The sequence below is a fragment of the Arthrobacter globiformis genome, from assembly GCF_046536215.2.
GTDB classification, from domain to species: Bacteria; Actinomycetota; Actinomycetes; order Actinomycetales; family Micrococcaceae; genus Arthrobacter; species Arthrobacter globiformis_E.
In genome coordinates this window covers 772685-792520 of sequence record NZ_CM143421.1, presented here as the reverse complement: position 1 = coordinate 792520, position 19836 = coordinate 772685, and the positions used below count along the sequence as shown (strand labels likewise).

The window sequence follows — 19836 nt, the reverse complement described above, 5'->3', positions numbered from 1 at the left end:
CGCGATAGTCATTCGAGAGTGCTCACACCACGAGCAACCGGACGTTCCCTTCGAGATCTCTCTCCGCAACCCACGTGTGCCGGAAGGCCGCTGTACCCCTTCGCCAATGGAGACGAAATGACTGAAACCATACTTCCCAGGAAGACTCCGGTCAGGGCCGCAGTCGCGGCCTGGATCGGCACGACCCTCGAGTACTACGACTTCGCGGTGTACGGCACCTCGTCGGCGTTGATTCTGAACGTCCTCTTCTTCTCGCCCGAACTACCCCAGGGCATCAGCGTGCTGCTCGCCATGATCACCTTCGCGGTCGGCTACGCGGTACGCCCCCTCGGCTCTCTCATCCTGGGACCGATGGGCGACCGCCGCGGCCGCAAGTTCGTCATGATGATCACGCTGTTCGGTATCGGCGGCTGTACCTTCCTGATCGGGTGCCTGCCGACATACGCTCAGATCGGTCCTCTTGGCCCGATCCTGCTCGTGCTGATCCGCGTCATCCAAGGACTGTGCCTTTCCGGCGAGCAGCCCAGCGCGATCACCATGAGCCTGGAGCATGCTTCCGAGGGCCGTCGCGGGTTCCTCGCGAGCTTCACGACGTTGGGCTCCTCCTCCGGCACCCTGCTCACGCTGCTGGTCTTCATCCCGATCGCCGCCATGCCCTCGGAGCAGCTGCTGAGCTGGGGTTGGCGGCTTCCGTTCTGGGCCTCCGCCGTCGTAGTCGTCGCCGCCTACCTGATCCGGCGCCACATCGAGGAGCCGCCCGAGTTCGTAAAGGTCCAGGCCGCCAAGGCGAACGTCGCCCCCCTCATGCATCTCCTGCGCTTCCACTGGCGCGCGGTGCTGCGGATCGTCTTCTGTGCGCTCATCGCGGGCACGAGCTACATGATGCAGACCTTCTCGGTGGCATTCGGAACCGCCGGATACAAGCTGGACAAGCCGACCATGCTCCTGACGACGACGGTCTCGGCAGTGATCGCCCTCGGAATCACGCCTCTGGCCGGCTTCCTTGTGGACAAGATCGGACGCAAGACAATGTTCCTCCTCGGAACGGTCGGCGTAGGCATCACGATGGTGCCTTACCTCTGGTCGATCACGACCGGCAACTGGGGGCTGATCTTTACATTCGGCATCATCAACTACTCCCTCTTCTACTCGATGGTGAACGCGTCCTGGCCGTCGTTCTTCGCAGAGATGTTCCCCGGCCGGTTGCGCGTCTCCGGGCTCGCCCTTGGCACCCAGATCGGCTTCGCCATCTCGGGTGTCGTCGGCCCCGTTCTCGCGACAGCACTCGCTGGCTCCGACCTCAAGGGATGGTTCGGCCCGTCCTTGGTCGCGCTCGGGTTCATGGCCTTCGCAGGGATCTCGGCGCTCACTGCCAAGGAGACCGGCAAGTACACGCTGAAGGAGCTCGACGAGGTGCAGCAGAGCGGGCGAGAGAAGGCCGCTGTCACCGCCGTGACCGCATTCCCAGGCAGGGCCACGCGCCATCTTGCCGCTAAGCCTGGCGCCGAAAAGTGACGGGTTGTCGTCCGCCTGAGCTGATCGGGCAGTAGCTCGACCGCGAGTGGAGCGGCCGCTGGTCAATGGGCCAGCCGGCCGCCCCACAGGGTGGATGCGGTGGCCAACACAATCCAGTCCACCACTGACCACACTAAACAACCCGGCCGTGCCGTTAGCGCACAGCCTCGTCCTTTCCCGGGAGAACTGAATGCCCTTCGCTGACTACAAGACCGCCCTCGTGACCGGAGCCTCGACCGGAATGGGGGCCGTGATCGCCGAACGCCTCGCCAAGCGGGGGCTCGCCGTCCACGCCGTAGCCCGCAACGAAGAGCGGCTCAAGGAGCTCGCGGATCGCCGCAGAGCTCGACGGCATTGAGGTCGACGTCCTCGTCAACTGCGCCGGGGTCTCCCGGCCGGGGAACATTCTCAGTTCCTCAGAGGAGGATCTCGACGAGATCATCGACGTCAACCTCCGGGGTCTCCTTCAACTGACACGCCTGATCCTGCCGGGAATGGTGGAGCGCGACCTCGGCCACATCGTGAACGTGAGCTCAATCGCGGGCCTCTACAACTTCTACGGGCACACCGCCTACCACGCCACGAAGGCGGCCGTCCACCAGATCTCCCGCCAGTTGCGGAACGACACCGTCGGAAAGCGCATCCGCGTCACCGAAATCTGCCCCGGCCGGGTCGAAACGGAAATCTTTGGCCGGAACATGGGCGGAAGCCCCGAGGCCATGGAAGAGGCGTGGAAGACCTACTATGAAGGCTACGAATCCCTCACCACCGACGACATCGTCAACGCCGTCGAAACCCCGCGACACGTCAACATCGGCATGATCGAGATCATGCCCACCTTCCAGGTCCCTGGCGGCCTCACCTTCGACCGCCGCTGAACATCGCGGATGACCGAGGGCGCCTTTCCCTACGGAGGCAGCCTGGGCCTCGCCCGCCGAAGACGTCGAGAACAGAAGGTCGGCAACATGCGCGAGAATAAGGCCAGGACTCCTTTTCCGCGTCGTTGGTCTTCACCGGGCTCCTGCGAATTGATTGACATGGCTGACGTGCGACCAGATGGGGCGCTTAGGCCCAGCCGGTGTAGCCCAAAGAGCACCACCCGCCGACCTCGAACTGGGGGCGGGCAAATGGGGCTATCGAGAGGGCAGTATTTGCATGAATTGCTTCCACGGGGGAGTAGCTGCGGTATTGCGCTGGAAGACCTTAAAACGCGACCGAAGCGGGACCCAGCGGCTAGAAAGTCCCTTGACAAGTTTGGTCTTGCGGGCTTATAAGCGGCAGCGAAAAACCGTATACTGACGCCGGTACGTGCACACGTATCACATCAGCACCACCACAAGGGGGGAACATCGCGATGAAAAAACTTGCCGCCACACTTCTCATGACCGGCATTCTCGCCGTAGCAGGGATTGCCGCTCCGGCTAACGCCGCGCCGAAGGACCAGGACAGCACCACGTCCTCCACTTCGAAGCCCTCGACCAACCATGCAACCATCGGGTGGTGGCCGAACTAAATCGACCGTAGCCAGCGTCAGCCGAAGGGCCGTCCCTGCCCCTTTTGGTTCGGGGCGGCTTTTTGGTGGCGCGGCGTCGCTCGGGGAGCCTCGCCACTTACGCCGATGAACAGAGGTTTGGGCTCATTGCCGGTCTGCCGGATGGGTGCATGACGGAAGACCGAAACACGCGAGGCACCCGCACCTCACCACGCCAGCAGGGCTGACAAGGGTCCTGCGCCGTTGATGGCCATTTAACGTAGACGTGCAGAAGGCCTTTTCATACTCAATCCCCCAGGCTTGAAACGTGCTGACAGATCTGTCGTACAGCACGGGCGTGGCCAACCGCCGAACAAAACTGGAGCCTGCATGCCAAGATTTGTCATGCCTGGACGCCTGAGCGGCCAAGCCAGTTCGCCGGATTTAGATGGACTTTGTTCCTGATGCTTCTGCCGAGGACGGATCGTCAGCCTTCTGCCACGGCCACCTTCCGGTGATCTCCAGTTCGAGTGAAAAGCTCAAGAAGGTCCTGATAACGACGATGACGGCCAATACGCCCACACTGGTAAATGTCGGCGTCACTGCCACGGTGCGGATGATGTCCGCAGCGACCAGAAGTTCCAGGCCAAGGAGTATGGAGCGGCCCAGGAGCTGCCGGTACTGCCGGTACGGGGACGACCCCTTCCGCCCCTCGCTGGTTCCGGGCAACCTCCGTCCCCGCACAGCCAGAGGCACCGAGATCACTGCACCGATGACCATGACGGCGACTCCCGCGAAGTCCAGATACTGCCCAGCAGATTCAATGATTTGCCTGAAGTCCATTCGGTTTCCGCTACTCCCATGCCGCGCGCCCAGTACGCAATTGACAGTACCCTTATCTTTCCGTCCGTCGACGCTGACGTGCAACCTGATCCACGCGCGTTCCTAAAGTTGGCAATCGCTGTGAACCATGCGCCGGGCCGCCAATGCAGGCATGGAAGTCGGCGGACGCGATTGGGAAGCCATGTCCCGGAGATTCGACCACCGGTCCACCGTTGCCGACCAGTTCCAGTGCCCACGGCCTCTGGGGAAGAACTGTGGACTCCCTTGGAATGACCGGACGTAGCCGGACCCGACGCGTGTTGGGGGAGTGGCGTCAGGCCCGGCTACGTGGGTCCGAGACGGACGTTGCAAGGACCCTTCGGGGGGCTTCAACGCTGTTGTCCGCCCCACTGAGAGTTAGCACCCGACTGGCACGGGCGGCATCGGTGGTGGGTACCCGGCAGTGGCTGGTTTGGTGCCGGTGGCCTAAGGCTTTTGGCCGGGAGGAACCGAACCATCGGGACCGACGAAAGTTCCTCCCGCGACCAGGTACCGGGCTGCTTCGGCGATATGTTGGGCGTCAATACCCGCCCAGGCGAGGAGTTCCTGCCCGGTTCCGGAGCCGGGCATGCCACGGACGGCCAGGTGGGCAATGGACAAATCACTTGGTGGTGCCATGAGGAGGGCGTCCTTGGCTGCTGATCCCAGGCCGCCTTCCGGGTGGTGGTCTTCGGTGATGACGACCCGGCCTTGTGTTTCGCCTGCGGCGGTGAGGAGTGTTTCTGTGTCTATGGGCTTGACGGAGTAGCAGTCGATGACGCGGGACTGGATTCCTTCAGCGGCCAGGATTTCTGCGGCCGTGAGTGCTTCATGAAGGGTGACCCCGGACGCGATGAGGGTGACGTCGTCGTTGTCGGAGGACCGGAGGAGTTTTGAACCGCCGACCGGGAACTGTTCTGCGGGACTGTACAGGACGGGGTAGGCGCCGCGGGTGGTGCGGAGGTAGCTGATGCCCGGGGTTTCAGCCATAGTTTGCACCAGGGCGGCGGTGCTTGTGGCGTCGGCAGGGTAGAGGACGGTGGAACCGTGCACGGCGCGCATCATTGCGAGGTCTTCCAGGGCCATCTGGGAGGGGCCGTCGGCGCCGATCTCGACGCCGGAGTGCGAGCCGGACAGGCGAAGATCGACGCCGGAGATGGAGCCCATGCGGATGAAGTCGTAGGCGCGGGTGAGGAATGCGGCGAAGGTGGAGGCGAAGGCTTTGTATCCCCGGGTGCTCAGGCCTGCTGCGGCGGCGATGAGCTGCTGCTCGGCGATATACATCTCGAAGAACCGGCCAGGGAAGGCCTTGGCGAATTCATCCGAATGGGTGGAATTGCCGACCTCACCGTCCAAGGCAACAACGGCGGGGTCGTTGGCGCCGAGTGCCGCCAGGGCGTCGCCGTAGGCTTTTCGGGTAGCGACTTTCTCGCCCACTGTGTAGCTGGGAAGGGCTGCGCCTGGCGCGTCGATGCCCGCCTTTTTCCCGCCTTCCGGGCGGGGTCCGCGCACGGTCAGACTTCTTTCGCCGCCGAGTTCGGCAATCGCCCTGTCAGCCATCTCGGGCGGGAAGGGTTTTCCATGCCAATCCGGGCTGTCTTCGACGTCGGCGAAGCCCTTTCCCTTGATGGTTTTAGCGAGGATGACAACGGGCTTGTTTTCGGGCGTTGCTGCCGCTGTCGAAAAGGCCTCGTCAATCATGGCGAGTTCGTGACCATCAATGACGATCGCCTGGGCTCCGAACGCCCGGACCCGACGGGCATAGGCTTCCATGTCCCAGCCGAGTTCGGTCTCGCCCCGCTGTCCCAGCCGGTTGACGTCGACGATGGTGATCAGGTTGGTGAGGCCGTAATGGGAGGCCTTGTCCAAGGCTTCCCAGATGGAGCCCTCCGCCATTTCGCTGTCGCCGCACAGGACCCAGACCCGGTAGGGGAGCCGGTCAAGGTATTTCCCCGCCAAGGCGACGCCGACGCCGTCGGGCAATCCCTGCCCGAGCGAGCCCGTCGCGACATCCACCCACGGGAGTTCCGGCGTCGGATGTCCCTGCAGGCGCTGGCCGAAGCGGCGGTAGCTTGTCATGAGCTCCTCGTCAGAGATGACGCCGACGGCTTTGAAGACTGAGTACAGCAGGGGAGAAGCGTGGCCTTTGGAGAAGATCAGGTGGTCATTGCCGTCCAGGTGCGGGGTATCCCAGTCGTAGCGCAGATGACGGCCCACGAGGACAGCCAGCAGGTCTGCGGCAGACATGCTCGACGTCGGATGGCCGGACCCCGCGGACGTGCTCGACCGGATGGAGTCCACCCGAAGCTGCGCCGCGAGTTCGGCGACCGTTGAAAGGTCATGACGGATGTTTTCCTGGCGTGCCGTGGTCATGGCGATGTCCTTCGTTGACGAAACTTGCCGGACCCCTGCAGCGTGCGCCCGTGACCGGGAGCGAGTCAAGGCTCTGTCGTCTCGGCCGCCGTCAGTCTTCTCCGTATTTGTTCTCGGCGGTGTCGATGGAGTCCTGGTCTTCTATTGGGCGGCGATTTGCATCACAAATGCCTCGCGGTGTCTGTGGCGTGGCTGGTGAGTCCGTCCAGCGCTCTAGTCTGATCCAGATGGCGTGGCCCAGGACGAAGGCAGCCGCGTTGCGCGAACTCCTGAGTTGTTTCGGAGAGTGTTAGACGCGATCCGTTACCGGACCTCCCGGTAGGACTTCTTGGCATACATGCCTGGTCGAGGAGGTTGACGCTTGGATCAAGCGGGGGCCACGTCGGCTCTCTCCGCTGGAGCAAGAGTCTCACGGCGTTGCCCGCCCGTCCCGACCGCGGACAACGCATCCTGCAAGTCGCTGTGGACATTGCAAACCTAGGCAGAGACGACGCTGCCGTTGGCGGGGTCAGCGGCCGCGGCCCAGGCCATGGCTTTACCGGGCGAGGTGAAGTATTTGACGGGGCAGGGGAGCCGGTAGAACTGGAAGAGGAAGAGCGCGACCACCTGGTCAACCGGCGACGATCCTAAAAGTGCTATTCGGGATACCCGTGAGGGCGGGGGCGAGACCTTGCGTGAGGCCTGGCTGAAATTGACTCCTGCGACGTGTATGAGCATCGGCAGGGCGGTGCCGTTGCTTAGGGCGTCCAGAGCATCGAGCAGGGTATGGGCGTCCTCGATCTCAACTGTCACGCCTTCGTTCCAGCGCAGTTGAAGAACGCCGCCGTCGAGGTGGAGTGTTCCCTTGTCGGCGATGTTGATGCCCGGCTCCGATGCGTGGCCAAAGTTTGATTCTTCTGTCATGGAGAGCTCCTCGGTCTATCCCTTAGTGTTCGGGCTATCGGTCCGGTGCGAGCGGAGCCATGCGAGTGCCTCATGTACGTCCGTGAAGTACCCGGTCGGGCATTGGGGGGATGTGATTCGCAAAATCCTGTTGGCCATGACGCGGTCCACCGGGGTGCTGCCCACCAGTGCCAGCGCGGTGACGGTCGCCGCCTTCCCGTAGCCGGTCACGGCGTTCCGGTCAATAGAGGCAACTCCATCGAGACGCAGGAGCAAGCCGCAGGGCTTTCCGTTGCAGACCGCAAGGAGTTGATCTTTGACGGTCGAGGTGTGGGCTGCTGTGAACTGCGCGCCATCAGGAAGAACTATGCCGACCAGTCCGTCTTCGATTCGATCAACCACAACGCCGGGACCGGTCTGGTCAGGATTACTGGATGCTTGCTGCCGGGAAGGCGCGGTGGCCAATGCGTTGGTGGCGCCCTGTTGCTCCATAAGTCTGATCCCCCCGGATGACGCACTATGGCGACGGTTCGCCCTTCCAAAGGGGTGTCCCTAGAGCCGGGGCTGAGCCGTCTTTATGTGCGCATCAGACTACCATCCGAGATGTGGAACGGATCACACTTTCAGGTTCATGAGGCTGGCGGGCCGGCGCCGGACTTAGTCCGGCATGCCTTGACCACCGGTGATGAGGGCCCGCGCGCGGAAGGCCAGGCCGAGGTCACGAGCAGGAGCGGGCGGATTCTGCCGCCCAGGCGATCTTTACGTCCAGGTCCAGGCCGGCTGCGTCACCGACCAGCCGCTGGAGCAGGTACGCCCGGAGTTCAGCGCTGCTGGTCGTGTGCGGGGCGGGAAGGGCTTCGCCGGTGAACAGGGCGTAAGAGTCGCTGATGTGAAATACGGACAGGATGCAATCCTGGACTTCGTCAGTGCGCAGGCCCAGGACGTCGTCGCGGAAGCTGCCCTGCGCACCGTTTGTGGGCATTGCTGTCATAGAAAATGTCACTGCCTTTGCCACGAATCCGGCCCTCCGCACGTTTCCTGCCCATGATCGTTGCCCCGGGCCACCATCGAACAGGTTAGTCTGCGCAGGAGGCGAACGTAACCCTTACCCGTCGGTAAGGTTGGCTGGACGCAGGCCGGATCCCGGCAACCTTCAGCGGAACCGGGCGGTAGCCTGAATAGCACGCTTTGTCGTGCGTTTAGTCGTCGAAGTTAGTAATCGATGTCCGTCCGCGGGTGTCGGTCTTCGCTTTGATGATGCCTTCGGCGACCTCGTGGAGCTTTTCGTTCCGGTTTTGGGAAGCCTGCAGCAGCATCGCGAAGGCCTCACCCCGGCTGCATTGGTTTTGTTCCATGATCACGCCCGATGCCAAGTCGATGGCACTGCGGTGTTCCATCGCGGCCTTCAGGTCCCTGACCAGCAGATCTAAGGTGGCAATACGGAGGGAGAGCCGGAGCGCCTGGGCGGCCGTTCCGGCAAAGACCACGGCTTCGTCAATGGCCGCGTCAGTGAACAGTCCGGTCGCAGGGGCAAAGAAGTTCAGGGCAGCTGAGGAATCCTTCCCCAGCTCGAGGGGGACTCCCAATACGCTGCAGGCGCCAGAGGCGGCGAGGTTCTTGGATAAGTGGGGCCAACGTTGATCAGTGGGGTCGTGGCAGCGTACCGGGTCATGCCATTCAGGAAGCCCTTGACGTCCTCGGCTCATCCTGCAAAGTACCGGCAACCGCCTCACCGCCGAGATCGACGCCAGCTTCGGCGGCTCCGCCTCGGTCAACCCCATCGTGAGCGAGATGGCGATGGACTACGACCTCGCCCCGGACTGGCTCAACGCCAACGCTGCGGCCTTCGTCCCGGATACCGCTGACTAGCTCTGCCCGCCCAGTTCGCCGGTTAAGCGGCAGGCCGACGTCGGCGAACTGTCGGTCCGCCTGACGCGGTTCTGAACGAGATCGGCCAGGCCACCAGCTTGGAAGCCATCTAGGACGTCGCCACCATCCAAATAGAACCGGCGCCCGGATGTTCAGTTCCCATCGTCCGGCTGCATGCTGGACGATTAACAGGGGTCGATCCGCGGCCGCTTACAACCGGCTGCAGAGCATCTACTCGGAAACCCGACGACAGGGGCTAGTAGCCGCCGCCGGCCGATTTCAGCATCTCGCCAGCCGGGCTGACCAGATACCAGGCGTTGTTGACTCCCTGCCCCAGGATGTCTCCGGCCTTCTTGTCCTTGGCGTAGTAGTACACCGGCATGCCATTGATGGTGATCTGCTTCGAGCCGTCGGCTGCGTTGATGCTTCCGATCTTGCCGCTGACGCCTTCAACGGTCGGCGAAGCGGCCTTGGTTGTCACTGCGGGCCACGCAGCGGCGCAGGCATCTGTGCAAGAGCTCTTACCCGAGTCCTTCACATCCTTGGTGAAGAAATAGACGCTCATCCCGTTTTTGTCCACCACGATCTGGCCAGCCGTCGAATTGGCGGTTTTGAGTTCGGTGTTGGCTGCAGGAGTCGTTGACATTCCCGGCTCCGGTGCGGTTGCTGTCGCCGGCGGCGTTCCCGTAGTGGGGCTCGGGGTTCCTTGGTTCCCACCACAGCTGGCCAGCGTTGCTGCAAGTGCCAGGGCGGCGATGCCGACGCCCAGTTGCTTTTTCATCACTGCTCCCTTGGTGTTGCCTTTCACGCCCTGACCGCGAATACTGCTTAGCCGATGCCCCAGCTACGGACCAGGACACAAATGGAGATCAGTGCGCTTATCCAATAAGACGTAGTCGGACGGCCAATGGTTCAGACAGGCAGATGGAACGTCACGCCACCCGTAGCTCTGACGCTGCAAGCTCCGTGTGTCACTGGTTCGCAGGAGCAGCATTGTCGCGGTGTTGAGGTATTCGTAATCAACCCGAACCTTGAAGGTTGTTCGGCAGTGTCGAATGGCGTCCGGTGAAATGACCCGAAACTGAGACCTAAAGTTCTCAGAATCGCTGACCTTGGTCTCACAGCATGATTTGGCCCTGGCGGCAGTGGCCCGGGCGCCTTTCTCAGCGTCGTGCGCCGCGTATGTACTTCGGCGTTGCAGCTGCATATCTGGTTCCAGGCAGTCAGCAAGTGGTTGGTGCATTCGAGGAATCAAATTGCCATGGGACATACCTTCCAGACAGGCTGAGAAGACGGGCCAGCAGTCTTGGCCCGCCCTGCTCTGCGGCAGGGCAGATGCCTCCCGACTTATCGCTCAATGAGAATTTTTGCTGGATGTTCTGACAATGGACTGGACGACCTCAACGGGCTTCTCCGCGTTAGCGGCAGCAGCAACTCTGTGATCGGCAACCACTTCTCCGAGGTCATCGACTCACAGAGCATTCGGCCCGCGGGAGCGACGCCTGTCTTCATCCGACTCATGGCAGGGGTTGGCAACTTCATCTCCAACAACCGCGTGGTGGCCAGGGACGTGCACGCCAAATCAAGTGATTCCTGCTTCGAGGCCCAAGTAGGCGCCCTGTTGACGACGGAGGCTTAGGACGGACTCGCCGTTACAGCCGTCATGGTCGATCCCGAATCAGCCCGGAATACGATCCTTGATTCCGGAAGTGACGCGCAGGTTATCGCAGACAGGGCCGATAACGCGTTCCGGGCAATGCCCACAATTGGGCGCGGGTAGATTTGTGGCTCGTACCGATAGCCGACGACGGCGGCGGGAGGACCGCCGTCGTCGGCTGTTCTCTCAACTGGTGGTCGAGTAGGCCTTTACGCGCTGCTCTACCACCAGGTGGATGAGTGCGAAGACGCCGTCTTCATCGATGGCGGCAAGGGCCGCGGCGAGGGCGGCTGGAATGTCCTTGTCCAGGGTGACTTTGACGCCGAAACCGCCAAAGGCCCTGGCCATCAGTCCGAAGTCGGGGTTCTTCAGTTGGGTGCCGGAAACCCGGTCCGGATAGTGGCGCTCCTGATGGGTGCGGATGGTGCCATACTCCTGGTTGTCCATGACGATGACCAGCGGGGTTGCGCCGTACTGGGCTGCGGTGGCCAGTTCCTGGCCGTTCATGAGGAATTCCCCGTCGCCGGCGATGGTCACCACCCGGCGCTGCGGTTCTGCCAGGGACGCCGCGATGGCCGACGGAATGGAGTAGCCCATGGAGCCGTTGCGGGCGCTGATCATGGAGGCATAGCGGCGGGTCGGGAAGTATCGGTGCGCCCAGTTGGTGTGTTCGCCGGCGCCGAACGTCACCAGCGCGTCCTTCGGCAGTCCGGGGACCAGGTTTGCCATCATCGTGTCCATCCTTGCCCTGCCTGCAGACGGAGCCGACGCCGGGAGCGCGGCAAAGGACTCCTGCTCAGCCCTCATCCGGCCCGTCCATGCCTTCCATTCCTCCTTTACCGGCAGGTCGATCTCCGCCAGGTCGCGGACGAACGCCTCCGGTTTCGCGAGGATCTGCCGGGAAACCGGACCCGAACGGCCGCGCAGTGCGGGGTCGCTGGTGACCAGGAAGTTCTGCTTGCTCCAGTCCTGCCGGCAGACGAATCCGTCCGTAATCACGTCTCCCGGTACCGTGCCAACAAATACCAGGAGGTCGGTTTCGTCAAGCAGGTCATAGGTGGGGCGCGGACGGCCGTACCCGATGGGGCCCACATAGGACGGGGAATCAAAGGAAACAGTACCCTGGGTGCGCCACTCCGCTGCAGCGGGTATCTGGTGCCGCTCGAGCCAAGCGGTCAGCTGGTCCGCCGCAAACTGGGTCCAGTCGTTGCCGCCAGTCACAAAAAGCGGCTTGCTGGACTCGGCAAGAGCAGCCTTGAGCGCCTCGGCATCCCGGCTGCTCATTCCGCCAGCTGCGACGGGGATAGGCGGGTGCAGTTCCGGCTCAATCTTTTGCTGGAGGATGTCCTCGGGCAGGCCCACGACTACTGGCCCGGGACGTCCGCTCATGGCGGCGAAGATCGCCTCGGCGACGATTTCGGATGCCCGCTCCGCGTGGTCAAGGACCATGACCCGTTTGGCGCCGGTGTCGAACCAGGCTTTGATGTCGAACTCCTGGAACGCTTCGCGGTCCCGGTGTGCGAATGGGATCAGGCCGACGAACAGGATCAACGGCGTCGAGTCCTGCCAGGCTGTGTGCAGCCCGACGTGCGCGTTCGCGGCGCCGGGCCCGCGGGTGACCATAGCGACTCCTGGCAGTTGGTTCATTTTGCCGTCTGTCTCGGCCATGTAGGCCGCCCCGCCCTCGTGCCGGCACACGATGGTCTCGATGTCGGAATTGTGCAGCCCGTCCAGCACGTCCAGGAAGCTCTCACCTGGAACGACAAAGGTGCGAGCCACGCCATGGGCCGCGAGCGAGTCGACGATCACGTGCCCGGCGGATTTCGGGGCCGGACGGTGTGGTTCGGCTTCGCCATCGGACGTGACCCGTTGGGGCTTTGGTTCTTGGGGCCGACCATCGTGGGAACGGTTGGCGGATGCGGTCAAGGTGGACTGGGGCTCTGTTGTCATGTGCTTTCTTTGTCTGGCTGGCGGTCTGGGTTTTTGTGATGATGCAGGTCTTACGTGATGGGAGTCGGGTTGGCGATGACGGGGGACATGCCGGTGAAGCCTTCGCGGGCCTCGGCGATCTCGTGGATCCGTTTGCGGCAGGCGTACCAGCCGGCGACCATGAGTGCGATGGCGATGAGCGTGACCACCAGGGTCAGGGGTGAGTCGATGAAGACCATGACCAGCACGCCGACGAGGAACAGCAGCGACAGGTAGCCGGTGTAGGGTGCGCCGAACATCCGGAACGAGGGGCGTTTGAGCCAGCCCTTGTCTGCCCAGCGCTTGAGCTGGATCTGGCAGAGGACGATGGTGGCCCAGGTGACGATGATGCCCACGGAGGCGATGTTCAGGACGATCTCGAACGCCTGTGAGGGGACCAGGTAGTTCAGTGGGACGCCGAGCAGGGAGACGCCGGCGGTGATGGCGATGCCGCCGTAGGGGATGCCGGCCTTGTTCATGCGCTGGGCGAATTTGGGGGCGGAGCCGGCCACGGACATGGAGCGCAGGATCCGGCCGGTGGAGTAGAGGCCGGCGTTGAGGGAGGACAGGGCGGCGGTGAGGACCACGAGGTTCATGATGACGTCCACGCCCTGGATGCCGATGGAGCCGAAGAAGGTCACGAAGGGGCTGACGCCCTTTTGGTAGGAGGTGAAGGGCAGGAGCAGGGCGAGCAGGATGACGGAGCCGACGTAGAACACGGCGATCCGGAAGACCACGGAGTTGATGGCCTTGGGCATGATCTTTTCGGGGTTTTCGGTTTCGCCGGCGGCGGTGCCGACGAGTTCGATGGAGGCGTAGGCGAAGAGGACGCCCTGCATGAGGATGATCATGGGCAGCAGGCCGTTGGGGAAGATGCCGCCGTTGTCGGTGATGAGGCTGAATCCGGTTTCCTGGCCGGGGACGGGGGTGCCGAAGATGACGAAGTAGGTGCCGATGATGAGGAACGCGACGAGGGCTGCGACCTTGATGATGGCGAACCAGAATTCCATTTCGCCGAAGACCTTGACCGACACGAGGTTCAGGCCCAGGACGACGACGAGGGCGGTTAGTGCCCAGACCCACTGTGGTACGTCGGCCATCCAGGGGACGTAGTTGCCGAAGAAGTTCATGTAGAGCGCGGCGGCGGTGATGTCCACGATGGTGGTGGTGGCCCAGTTGATCCAGTAGAACCAGCCGGAGACGAAGGCTGCCTTTTCGCCGAAGAATTCGCGGGCGTAGGAGACGAACGAGCCCGAGGATGGCCGGTGCAGCACCAGTTCGCCGAGGGCGCGCAGGATCAGGAAGGCGAAGAAGCCGCAGACGGCGTACGCGATGACCAGGGACGGGCCGGCGGCGTTGAGCCGGCCGCCGGCGCCGAGGAACAGGCCGGTGCCGATCGCGCCGCCGATCGCGATCATCTGGATCTGCCGCGGCTTCAGGCTCTTGTGGTAGCCCTTGTCCTCGGCATGCAATGCCGCTTCCGAAGCATGTGCCTGCCGCGGGACCGCCTGGTGCAAAGCAACCGCATCATTGGGGCTGTTGTGAGGCATGGTGTTCCTTTCGATCGGGGAAGATCTTGACTCGGGGGCTGTGGGGAGAATGAGCCGGTCCGGGGTTATCCGGGAAGGGCTGCAGTTAGAAAACCGACCAGCCGGTGCGGTCGGACAGGTCGGCGAGGGCCGCACTGCCGGCCAAGGAGTTGCCTTTGGCGTCCAGGCGAGGGCTCCAGACGCAGATGGCGCATTGGCCGGGGACGATGACCACGATCCCGCCGCCCACACCGCTCTTTCCGGGCAGTCCGACCCGGTACGCGAATTCGCCGGCGGCGTCGTACATACCGCAGGTCAGCATGATGGAACCGATGCGCTTCGCTTCACTCCGGGACAGCACCATGCCGGAGGCTCCGATACCGCCCCGTGCGAGGAACAGCGCGGCCTTGGCCACTTCCTCGCAGGTCATCATGATGGAACACTGGCGCACATAGTTTTCCACCACAGTCTCAGCGGACTGCCGAAGGTTGCCGAAGTCTTTGAGGAAGTGGGCCAGGGCCAGGTTTCGGCTGCTGTTGGAAAGCTCGGTTATCGCCGCTGCTTCGTCAATGGACGGCCCCGGGCCACCGGCCTCCTCAGTGAGAAAGCGCAGGAGCGCGGAGGCCGCGTCTGGAGTTTCCTCCATCAGGTGGTCGGTGACTACCAGGGCACCGGCATTAATGAATGGGTTCCTCGGGATGCCATGCTCAACCTCCAACTGCACCAGCGAATTGAAGGCGGTACCGGACGGTTCGCGTAACACCCGGGACCACACCGAAACAGCACCCTCCCGCTGCAGGGCCATGGCAAGGGTGAACACCTTGGAAATGCTCTGGATAGAGAAAGGAAAGTGAGCGTCCCCCGAAGTAAAGACCTTCCCGGACACGGTAGCCACTGCTATCCCAAACCTGTTGAAGGGGATCGCCGCCAGAGACGGGATGTGGGTCGGCACGGATCCGGATTCCCGCTGAGGCCTGTGGGTGCGGACGATGTCATCGAGGAGCGGGTCCAGGAGCGGGGCATCGAGTGTTGTGGTCATTTCCTGCCTTGATGTTCCTTATTGGTATTGTCCAGTGCCTGGATATGCAGGATGGCTACCAGCGCATCGCGGGGCTTGCCGAAGTCCAGCCCCGTGACACGGGTTGCCTTGCTGATCCGGTAGTAGACGGTGTTTTTGTGCAGCGCCATGCGCTTGGCGCATTCGGCAACGTCAAGCGAGACGTCGAAGTACACACGCAGGGTTTCCGCGAGCTCGGGGTCGTCCCGCAAAAGGGCGGACAGACTGCGGTGACGGAACGGAGACGTCCGGAAGCTCCGAACGGCGTCACGGAAGAGGATTTCGCCTTCGAAATCCGACACGGTGGCGACGGACGTTTCACCTGATGTCCCGACGCAGTCCAGCAGGGCCTCGGTGATCGGGGTAACGGAATGGAGGGCGAGCAGGTCAGGAGACACCGGGCTAACGGCGGCGTAGGGGCTGATGCCCAGGTGCTTGTCCGCGTCGCGGACGATGGATTCGGCTATGCTGCGCAGACCGGGTTCCGCTGTGGCTGACTGCAGGCCCGGGATGATCACGGCGGTGACGCCTTTAAACTGACCGACGACGGCTGACGCCTTGTAGGCCGCGGCGTGGATCGAGGCCAGGCTGGCGAGCTCGCCATGCTTCAATGCGGCATCATCAGCCTGTGAGTCGGTCTGGGACATTCCAATCAGGATCAGTGCCGCTGGCCGCTCCGCGGGGATCTTCCCGCTGCGGGCACTGGCGGCGGCCTCCGCCGGACCGGACAGAATCCGGGCAATGCGGTCCTCGCGCATATGAACGGACTGCTGGTTGCGGTAGCGGATAAGTTCGGCGGAGGCCCGGGCCGCCGATCCTGTGAGCACGTAGTCAACGTCGGCGGTGAATCCATCCCCGGTTTCCTGAAGCCAGATGTAGCCCATGATTCGGTCACCGGCGAACAGCGTGATGGCCACGCGCTCCCTGAGGCCGTCCTGCGGTCTGGCTGGCACACGCACTGGGAGTCGGGTTCTGTGCAGTTCCCGGTAGGCACCTAGGTCCTTTAGCAGCAGTTCGTATTTCCGCGGGCCGCGCCGGGCCAGGATGGACGCCTTCCGCAGTTCGTCGATGTCGTTTGAGACCGTGGAGTAGGCCAGGACCTTGTTGGCGGCATCCTCTATGACGACATGGCTCGAGGTCAGCCGTGCGGTGGTCTGGGCGATGGCAAACAGGTCTTCTTCCAGCAGCGTCAGCACTTCACTCTGGTAACTGCGCGGCTGGATCCGGTCCTTGGCGATGGATAGGAGCCGGTCCCAATCGGCAGCCGGGTCTACCAGCAGCAGCCCGGTGCCGGCTGCGCCCAACAGTTCTTCGGCGTCAGTCAACTCTTCGCGGTTTCCCTTGACCGCAACAACCGGCGGCGGGTTCTTCAGGAGCCGGCGGAGCGCCGGCAAAGCCGAGCGGCCACGGACGCCGATCAGCAGGACAAAGGCGGCGCCGGCGTCGGACGTTTCATCGTCCGCATCGACGATCAGGAACCTTTCGACCGCCGAACGCTCGGCGGCGGGCCGCAAAATGAGGGTGGCGAAGCCCAGGGGGAAGTCCGAAAGGATATCGTCCACCGTAACCGCGGTCATGGTTTCCTTCTGCGTCGATCCGCCCGGACGGCTCTGTCCGGTCACCTCATGGTAGCGAGTGAATTTCGCCCAAAATATGTGACGAGATCCAAATGGATCGGCGGGTTTTCGGTTGCCAGTCCAAGGTGATCGCTCGTGCACCACAGCAGGTGCGCGGCTCGGTGCCAAAGAGTCACTCCGGACGAATCCGATTCGGAAAAAGGACCATGGACAATCAACGGCGGCGGATCCTATGTCTCAACACCAGACTCTGGTGGGGCTCTGTCCCTTGCAGAACACCCCGACCGGAACCAGTCGTTCCTTTCCGCTGACGTAGGCTCAGTGCAGCGACCACCTGAAGGAGCGATTGTTGATAACCAGCGACATGGTGCGCCCGGACGCTCAGGCGTGGGCTGCACTTCCAAAACCGATGTCCACCCGGCGCCAGCGGCTGCTCGGTTGGCTCACCGGTTTACTCGGGACGGCTTCGGCATTCATTGCTGACCGTGGGTGGGAAGCGATGGACGATCCTTCCTGGTACGGAGCCTTCCGGCTTATCGACATGATCGGCAGCGCGAGCATTCTTCTCGCTTCGGCTTTCTGTCTCGCGGGCTGGATGCTGGGACGTTATGCGGTTGTGGCAGCTCCCTTGGTTCTGGCCTTCGCAGCCGTTCCGCACGCCTTGGACGGCTACACCTCCGCGCCGGTGTGGTGGTTGTGGGCTGCGGCGGGTGCGGTGCTGGCAGCAGTCGTGGCCGGTCAGTCATGGCGGGAAGTGCGGGCCGTCCGTGCAGTGGCGCGGTCGTCAGCCACAGGCCTCTCTATAACGGTGGGGCGCAACGCGGTGCTGGCCAGCAAACGGGTGGTCCGCCGAGGTCGAATCAAGGCCCTGGTCATGGTTGTGGCGGCGTGTGCTGGCTGGGTGGTTGCTTTCTCGGTGCTCCCGTCGGAACTCGGCCGGACCTATGAGGAGATGGGGCAGGAATCGTCGTCGGGCATGTTCGCGGCGGCGGCCGCCGCGTTCAGCATCCTGGCCGTGGCTGTGCTTGCCAGTCTCAGCTGGCAGGTGTTCGCGATGAGCCGGGCGGGCAGGAGCCGGGTATGGGAGATCCCAGCAGGAGTCGAGCTTGCACCGCCGTGGCCCTTCGAGGACAAAGCCACGGGACTCGTGTCCGTGCAGGAAACAACTTCCGCCGGATGCATCTGTCTGCCGGAGTTCCGCCGGTCCTTTCCGGATGCGGACTCGCACTTCCTGGACGAAGAGGGTGTGTACGCCTCGGACTACTGCCCGGGCCACGGGATAGACAGGATCAATGAATTCTCGGCGCACGAGTTCGCCGCGCGGGCAGGGACGTCCTGGCTGTGGGATGAGCGGTCCGACGCACCGGAACGGGCACGGCCGGATGCAAGGCGTCTGCTGCTGTACGGGTATGCCGGTCGCGCCTTCACCGGCATACCCGTGCGCGAACGGGCCGGACTCATTGACGCGAGCTTTCCCTGGGTCGGACCGGCACACGAAGCTGAAGCGGCAGATGCGGTCCCCGGCTGGGACTCAGCCCAGCGGCCGGCATCGGGCGTCCTGGACGTCATTGACCTCCGCCCGGCCGGATACGCCGGGTCCGCGTTCCGTTACCGCCACGGCCGGGCATGGTTCGAGGCGCCTCAGATCGGAGCGAGCGAAAGCGACCAGTACGACAGGCGTGGGTGCCCCTCGTAGCGCCTGTTACGGCCGCTGAAGTCGTCATGCTGCCGGGAGTGAAGATGGGCTTCACGTTTGGGGCTGCGCCCTACCAAATTGCCGTCGACAAGCACACCGGCTAGGACTACCCTTTGACCGTCCGAGAGTGTTCCGACAATGGAGACGGAGATACCGGAAATGGGAACCCAGGAAAATGTTGAGCTGATTCGGCGCGGCTACGAGGCCTTCGACGCCGGTGACATGGATACGCTGCGCGAACTGTTCGCCGAGGATGCAGTCTGGTACGGTCCCGGCACGGGCGCGCTATCGGGGACCAAACAGGGACGTGAGGCCATCCTCGCTTATTTCGGCGAGCTGGCGACGCGCTCGAACGGCACCTTCAAGGTGACACTTCAGGAGCTCATCGGAGGCGACAACCACGTTGTCGGGCTGCAGCACAATCACGCCGAGAACAACGGCAAGACCCTGGACACGGACGGTGCCCTGACGTTCCAGGTCCGCGACGGCAAGGTTGCCGAGGGCCGGGAGTATTACAACGACACCGCCCAGGGTGATGCATTCTGGGGGTAGCAAAGACCAGAACGCCCGGCCGGTCCTTGCACGGAGCAGCCGGGCTTTCCGCATACAGTCAGCCGGTGATGCGTAGCCGGTCGGGGAGTCCTGCGTTGCCGGCGGCGCCGCGGGCGAACACCAGCGGTAGCGTCGCCATACAATGACCGACAGGAGCTCCCCGATGCCTTTGCGTGAAATTTCGTCCCGGCTCGTCACAGTCACAGCCCTCCTAGTGGACGGGTGCGACAGCAACCATGGTCTCTACATGGACGGGGCCCAGCAGCTTGCCTTCATCGGCTGCGAAGGCAACGCCAGACCTGTAGTCCCTGACCTGCGCACCAGGCAAACCACCGCCCACTTCGACACCGGCAACACCCCGGACGTGCTGGCCTTCGACACCGGCCTGGACCGGCTCTACCTCGCAGCGGAAGACGGCACCGTCAGCATCTCCGACGAACACGGCCGCACCCGCACCCCCGTGGCATCAGCCCAACTCGCCGACCACGCCCACACCGTCTCCGTCGACCAGAGCACCCACCGCGTCTACTTCCCCCTCCAAGACGTCAACGGGCACCCCGTCCTGCGCATCATGGAACCCACTCAGTGACAGCACACCCCTTCCGCCCCAAGGCCGACCGGGGAATGACCGTCAGGATGCCCGCGGGGAGATTCGGTTCTCGCCGCAGCCGGGAATGCCGGCATGCTCACGACACCGTTCAGCGGTCGTTACGCCTTCCTCCCGGGTAATCCCGCCTTCCCGACAGATCCGTGCCGTGAGTTGATTAGCCCAGCGTCGACTACCAGCTGACGTCACGGAAGGCGGACGGATCACCGGCGCCACCGCCTC

16 protein-coding genes and 2 pseudogenes are annotated in these 19836 nt (G+C 63.3%); 7 read left to right on the top strand and 11 right to left on the bottom strand.

What is annotated here, in order from left to right; all coding sequences use genetic code 11:
* The first annotated feature begins 117 nt into the window (after positions 1–117).
* From R5O87_RS03695 to R5O87_RS03685, 3 genes and pseudogenes are all read left to right on the top strand, one after another.
* Positions 118–1515, top strand: a complete 1398-nt coding sequence (locus R5O87_RS03695; protein ID WP_410558221.1) for an MFS transporter — start codon at positions 118–120, stop codon at positions 1513–1515.
* A 190-nt stretch (positions 1516–1705) separates the two neighbouring features.
* A pseudogene (locus R5O87_RS03690) lies at positions 1706–2393 on the top strand (SDR family oxidoreductase).
* Between the two features lie 476 nt (positions 2394–2869).
* A complete protein-coding gene (locus R5O87_RS03685) occupies positions 2870–3028 on the top strand; it encodes a hypothetical protein (protein WP_410558222.1) in 159 nt (52 codons plus the stop codon).
* Between the two features lie 402 nt (positions 3029–3430).
* Here the strand turns inward: R5O87_RS03685 and R5O87_RS03680 are convergent, their stop codons facing one another.
* The 7 genes from R5O87_RS03680 to R5O87_RS03650 all read right to left on the bottom strand — a co-directional run bounded on the left by R5O87_RS03680 (position 3431) and on the right by R5O87_RS03650 (position 9752).
* Entirely contained in the window at positions 3431–3829 is a 399-nt protein-coding gene (locus tag R5O87_RS03680; RefSeq protein ID WP_410558223.1) for a DUF1622 domain-containing protein, read from the bottom strand.
* A gap of 465 nt (positions 3830–4294) precedes the next feature.
* Positions 4295–6220: a transketolase gene (locus R5O87_RS03675; RefSeq protein WP_410558224.1), complete on the bottom strand. Its 1926-nt coding sequence runs from the start codon at positions 6218–6220 to the stop codon at positions 4295–4297.
* A 477-nt stretch (positions 6221–6697) separates the two neighbouring features.
* The gene (locus tag R5O87_RS03670) at positions 6698–7123 is read right to left on the bottom strand and encodes a DUF7793 family protein (RefSeq protein ID WP_410558225.1); all 426 of its coding nucleotides are present in this window, start codon (positions 7121–7123) and stop codon (positions 6698–6700) included.
* Between the two features lie 15 nt (positions 7124–7138).
* On the bottom strand, positions 7139–7594 hold the full coding sequence (locus tag R5O87_RS03665; RefSeq protein WP_410558226.1) for a DUF7793 family protein: 456 nt from the start codon (positions 7592–7594) through the stop codon (positions 7139–7141).
* Between the two features lie 226 nt (positions 7595–7820).
* Positions 7821–8093, bottom strand: coding sequence for a hypothetical protein (locus tag R5O87_RS03660; protein WP_410558227.1), 273 nt, complete (start codon positions 8091–8093; stop codon positions 7821–7823).
* Between the two features lie 208 nt (positions 8094–8301).
* Positions 8302–8877 carry a GAF and ANTAR domain-containing protein gene (locus R5O87_RS03655; RefSeq protein ID WP_410558228.1) on the bottom strand — a complete coding sequence of 192 codons (576 nt, stop codon included), beginning with the start codon at positions 8875–8877 and terminating at the stop codon, positions 8302–8304.
* A gap of 350 nt (positions 8878–9227) precedes the next feature.
* Positions 9228–9752 (bottom strand): COG4315 family predicted lipoprotein, encoded by a 525-nt coding sequence (locus R5O87_RS03650; RefSeq protein WP_410558229.1) that lies wholly within the window; start codon positions 9750–9752, stop codon positions 9228–9230.
* A gap of 600 nt (positions 9753–10352) precedes the next feature.
* Between R5O87_RS03650 and R5O87_RS03645 the strand changes: the two are divergent.
* A pseudogene (locus R5O87_RS03645) lies at positions 10353–10751 on the top strand (right-handed parallel beta-helix repeat-containing protein); the annotation flags it as partial.
* A 63-nt stretch (positions 10752–10814) separates the two neighbouring features.
* Here R5O87_RS03645 and R5O87_RS03640 read toward each other — a convergent pair.
* The 4 genes from R5O87_RS03640 to R5O87_RS03625 form a co-directional block, all read right to left on the bottom strand.
* A complete protein-coding gene (locus tag R5O87_RS03640; RefSeq protein WP_410558230.1) occupies positions 10815–12578 on the bottom strand; it encodes a thiamine pyrophosphate-dependent enzyme in 1764 nt (587 codons plus the stop codon).
* Between the two features lie 50 nt (positions 12579–12628).
* Positions 12629–14146 carry an amino acid permease gene (locus R5O87_RS03635; protein ID WP_462836381.1) on the bottom strand — a complete coding sequence of 506 codons (1518 nt, stop codon included), beginning with the start codon at positions 14144–14146 and terminating at the stop codon, positions 12629–12631.
* Between the two features lie 85 nt (positions 14147–14231).
* Entirely contained in the window at positions 14232–15164 is a 933-nt protein-coding gene (locus tag R5O87_RS03630; RefSeq protein ID WP_410557634.1) for a glutaminase, read from the bottom strand.
* On the bottom strand, positions 15161–16759 hold the full coding sequence (locus R5O87_RS03625) for a PucR family transcriptional regulator (RefSeq protein WP_410557633.1): 1599 nt from the start codon (positions 16757–16759) through the stop codon (positions 15161–15163). Before R5O87_RS03625 ends, R5O87_RS03630 begins: the two co-directional genes overlap by 4 nt.
* Positions 16760–17258: 499 nt before the next feature.
* Here R5O87_RS03625 and R5O87_RS03620 point away from each other — a divergent pair, with 499 nt between their 5' ends.
* From R5O87_RS03620 to R5O87_RS03610, 3 genes are all read left to right on the top strand, one after another.
* Complete coding sequence (locus tag R5O87_RS03620; RefSeq protein ID WP_462836380.1) at positions 17259–18455, top strand: hypothetical protein; 1197 nt, start codon at positions 17259–17261, stop codon at positions 18453–18455.
* A 159-nt stretch (positions 18456–18614) separates the two neighbouring features.
* Positions 18615–19007: a nuclear transport factor 2 family protein gene (locus R5O87_RS03615; RefSeq protein ID WP_410557631.1), complete on the top strand. Its 393-nt coding sequence runs from the start codon at positions 18615–18617 to the stop codon at positions 19005–19007.
* A 163-nt stretch (positions 19008–19170) separates the two neighbouring features.
* Positions 19171–19596 carry a YncE family protein gene (locus R5O87_RS03610; protein ID WP_410557630.1) on the top strand — a complete coding sequence of 142 codons (426 nt, stop codon included), beginning with the start codon at positions 19171–19173 and terminating at the stop codon, positions 19594–19596.
* Positions 19597–19836 lie beyond the last annotated feature (240 nt).

Bases quoted from the DNA above. Each gene is read 5' to 3' on its own strand.
- R5O87_RS03695 (WP_410558221.1), top strand. From the start codon at position 118: ATGACTGAAACCATACTTCCCAGGAAGACTCCGGTCAGGGCCGCAGTC.
- R5O87_RS03685 (WP_410558222.1), top strand. From the start codon at position 2,870: ATGAAAAAACTTGCCGCCACACTTCTCATGACCGGCATTCTCGCCGTA.
- R5O87_RS03680 (WP_410558223.1), bottom strand. From the start codon at position 3,829: ATGGACTTCAGGCAAATCATTGAATCTGCTGGGCAGTATCTGGACTTC.
- R5O87_RS03675 (WP_410558224.1), bottom strand. From the start codon at position 6,220: ATGACCACGGCACGCCAGGAAAACATCCGTCATGACCTTTCAACGGTC.
- R5O87_RS03670 (WP_410558225.1), bottom strand. From the start codon at position 7,123: ATGACAGAAGAATCAAACTTTGGCCACGCATCGGAGCCGGGCATCAAC.
- R5O87_RS03665 (WP_410558226.1), bottom strand. From the start codon at position 7,594: ATGGAGCAACAGGGCGCCACCAACGCATTGGCCACCGCGCCTTCCCGG.
- R5O87_RS03660 (WP_410558227.1), bottom strand. From the start codon at position 8,093: ATGACAGCAATGCCCACAAACGGTGCGCAGGGCAGCTTCCGCGACGAC.
- R5O87_RS03650 (WP_410558229.1), bottom strand. From the start codon at position 9,752: ATGAAAAAGCAACTGGGCGTCGGCATCGCCGCCCTGGCACTTGCAGCA.
- R5O87_RS03640 (WP_410558230.1), bottom strand. From the start codon at position 12,578: ATGACAACAGAGCCCCAGTCCACCTTGACCGCATCCGCCAACCGTTCC.
- R5O87_RS03635 (WP_462836381.1), bottom strand. From the start codon at position 14,146: ATGCCTCACAACAGCCCCAATGATGCGGTTGCTTTGCACCAGGCGGTC.
- R5O87_RS03630 (WP_410557634.1), bottom strand. From the start codon at position 15,164: ATGACCACAACACTCGATGCCCCGCTCCTGGACCCGCTCCTCGATGAC.
- R5O87_RS03625 (WP_410557633.1), bottom strand. From the start codon at position 16,759: ATGACCGCGGTTACGGTGGACGATATCCTTTCGGACTTCCCCCTGGGC.
- R5O87_RS03620 (WP_462836380.1), top strand. From the start codon at position 17,259: ATGGACGATCCTTCCTGGTACGGAGCCTTCCGGCTTATCGACATGATC.
- R5O87_RS03615 (WP_410557631.1), top strand. From the start codon at position 18,615: ATGGGAACCCAGGAAAATGTTGAGCTGATTCGGCGCGGCTACGAGGCC.
- R5O87_RS03610 (WP_410557630.1), top strand. From the start codon at position 19,171: ATGCCTTTGCGTGAAATTTCGTCCCGGCTCGTCACAGTCACAGCCCTC.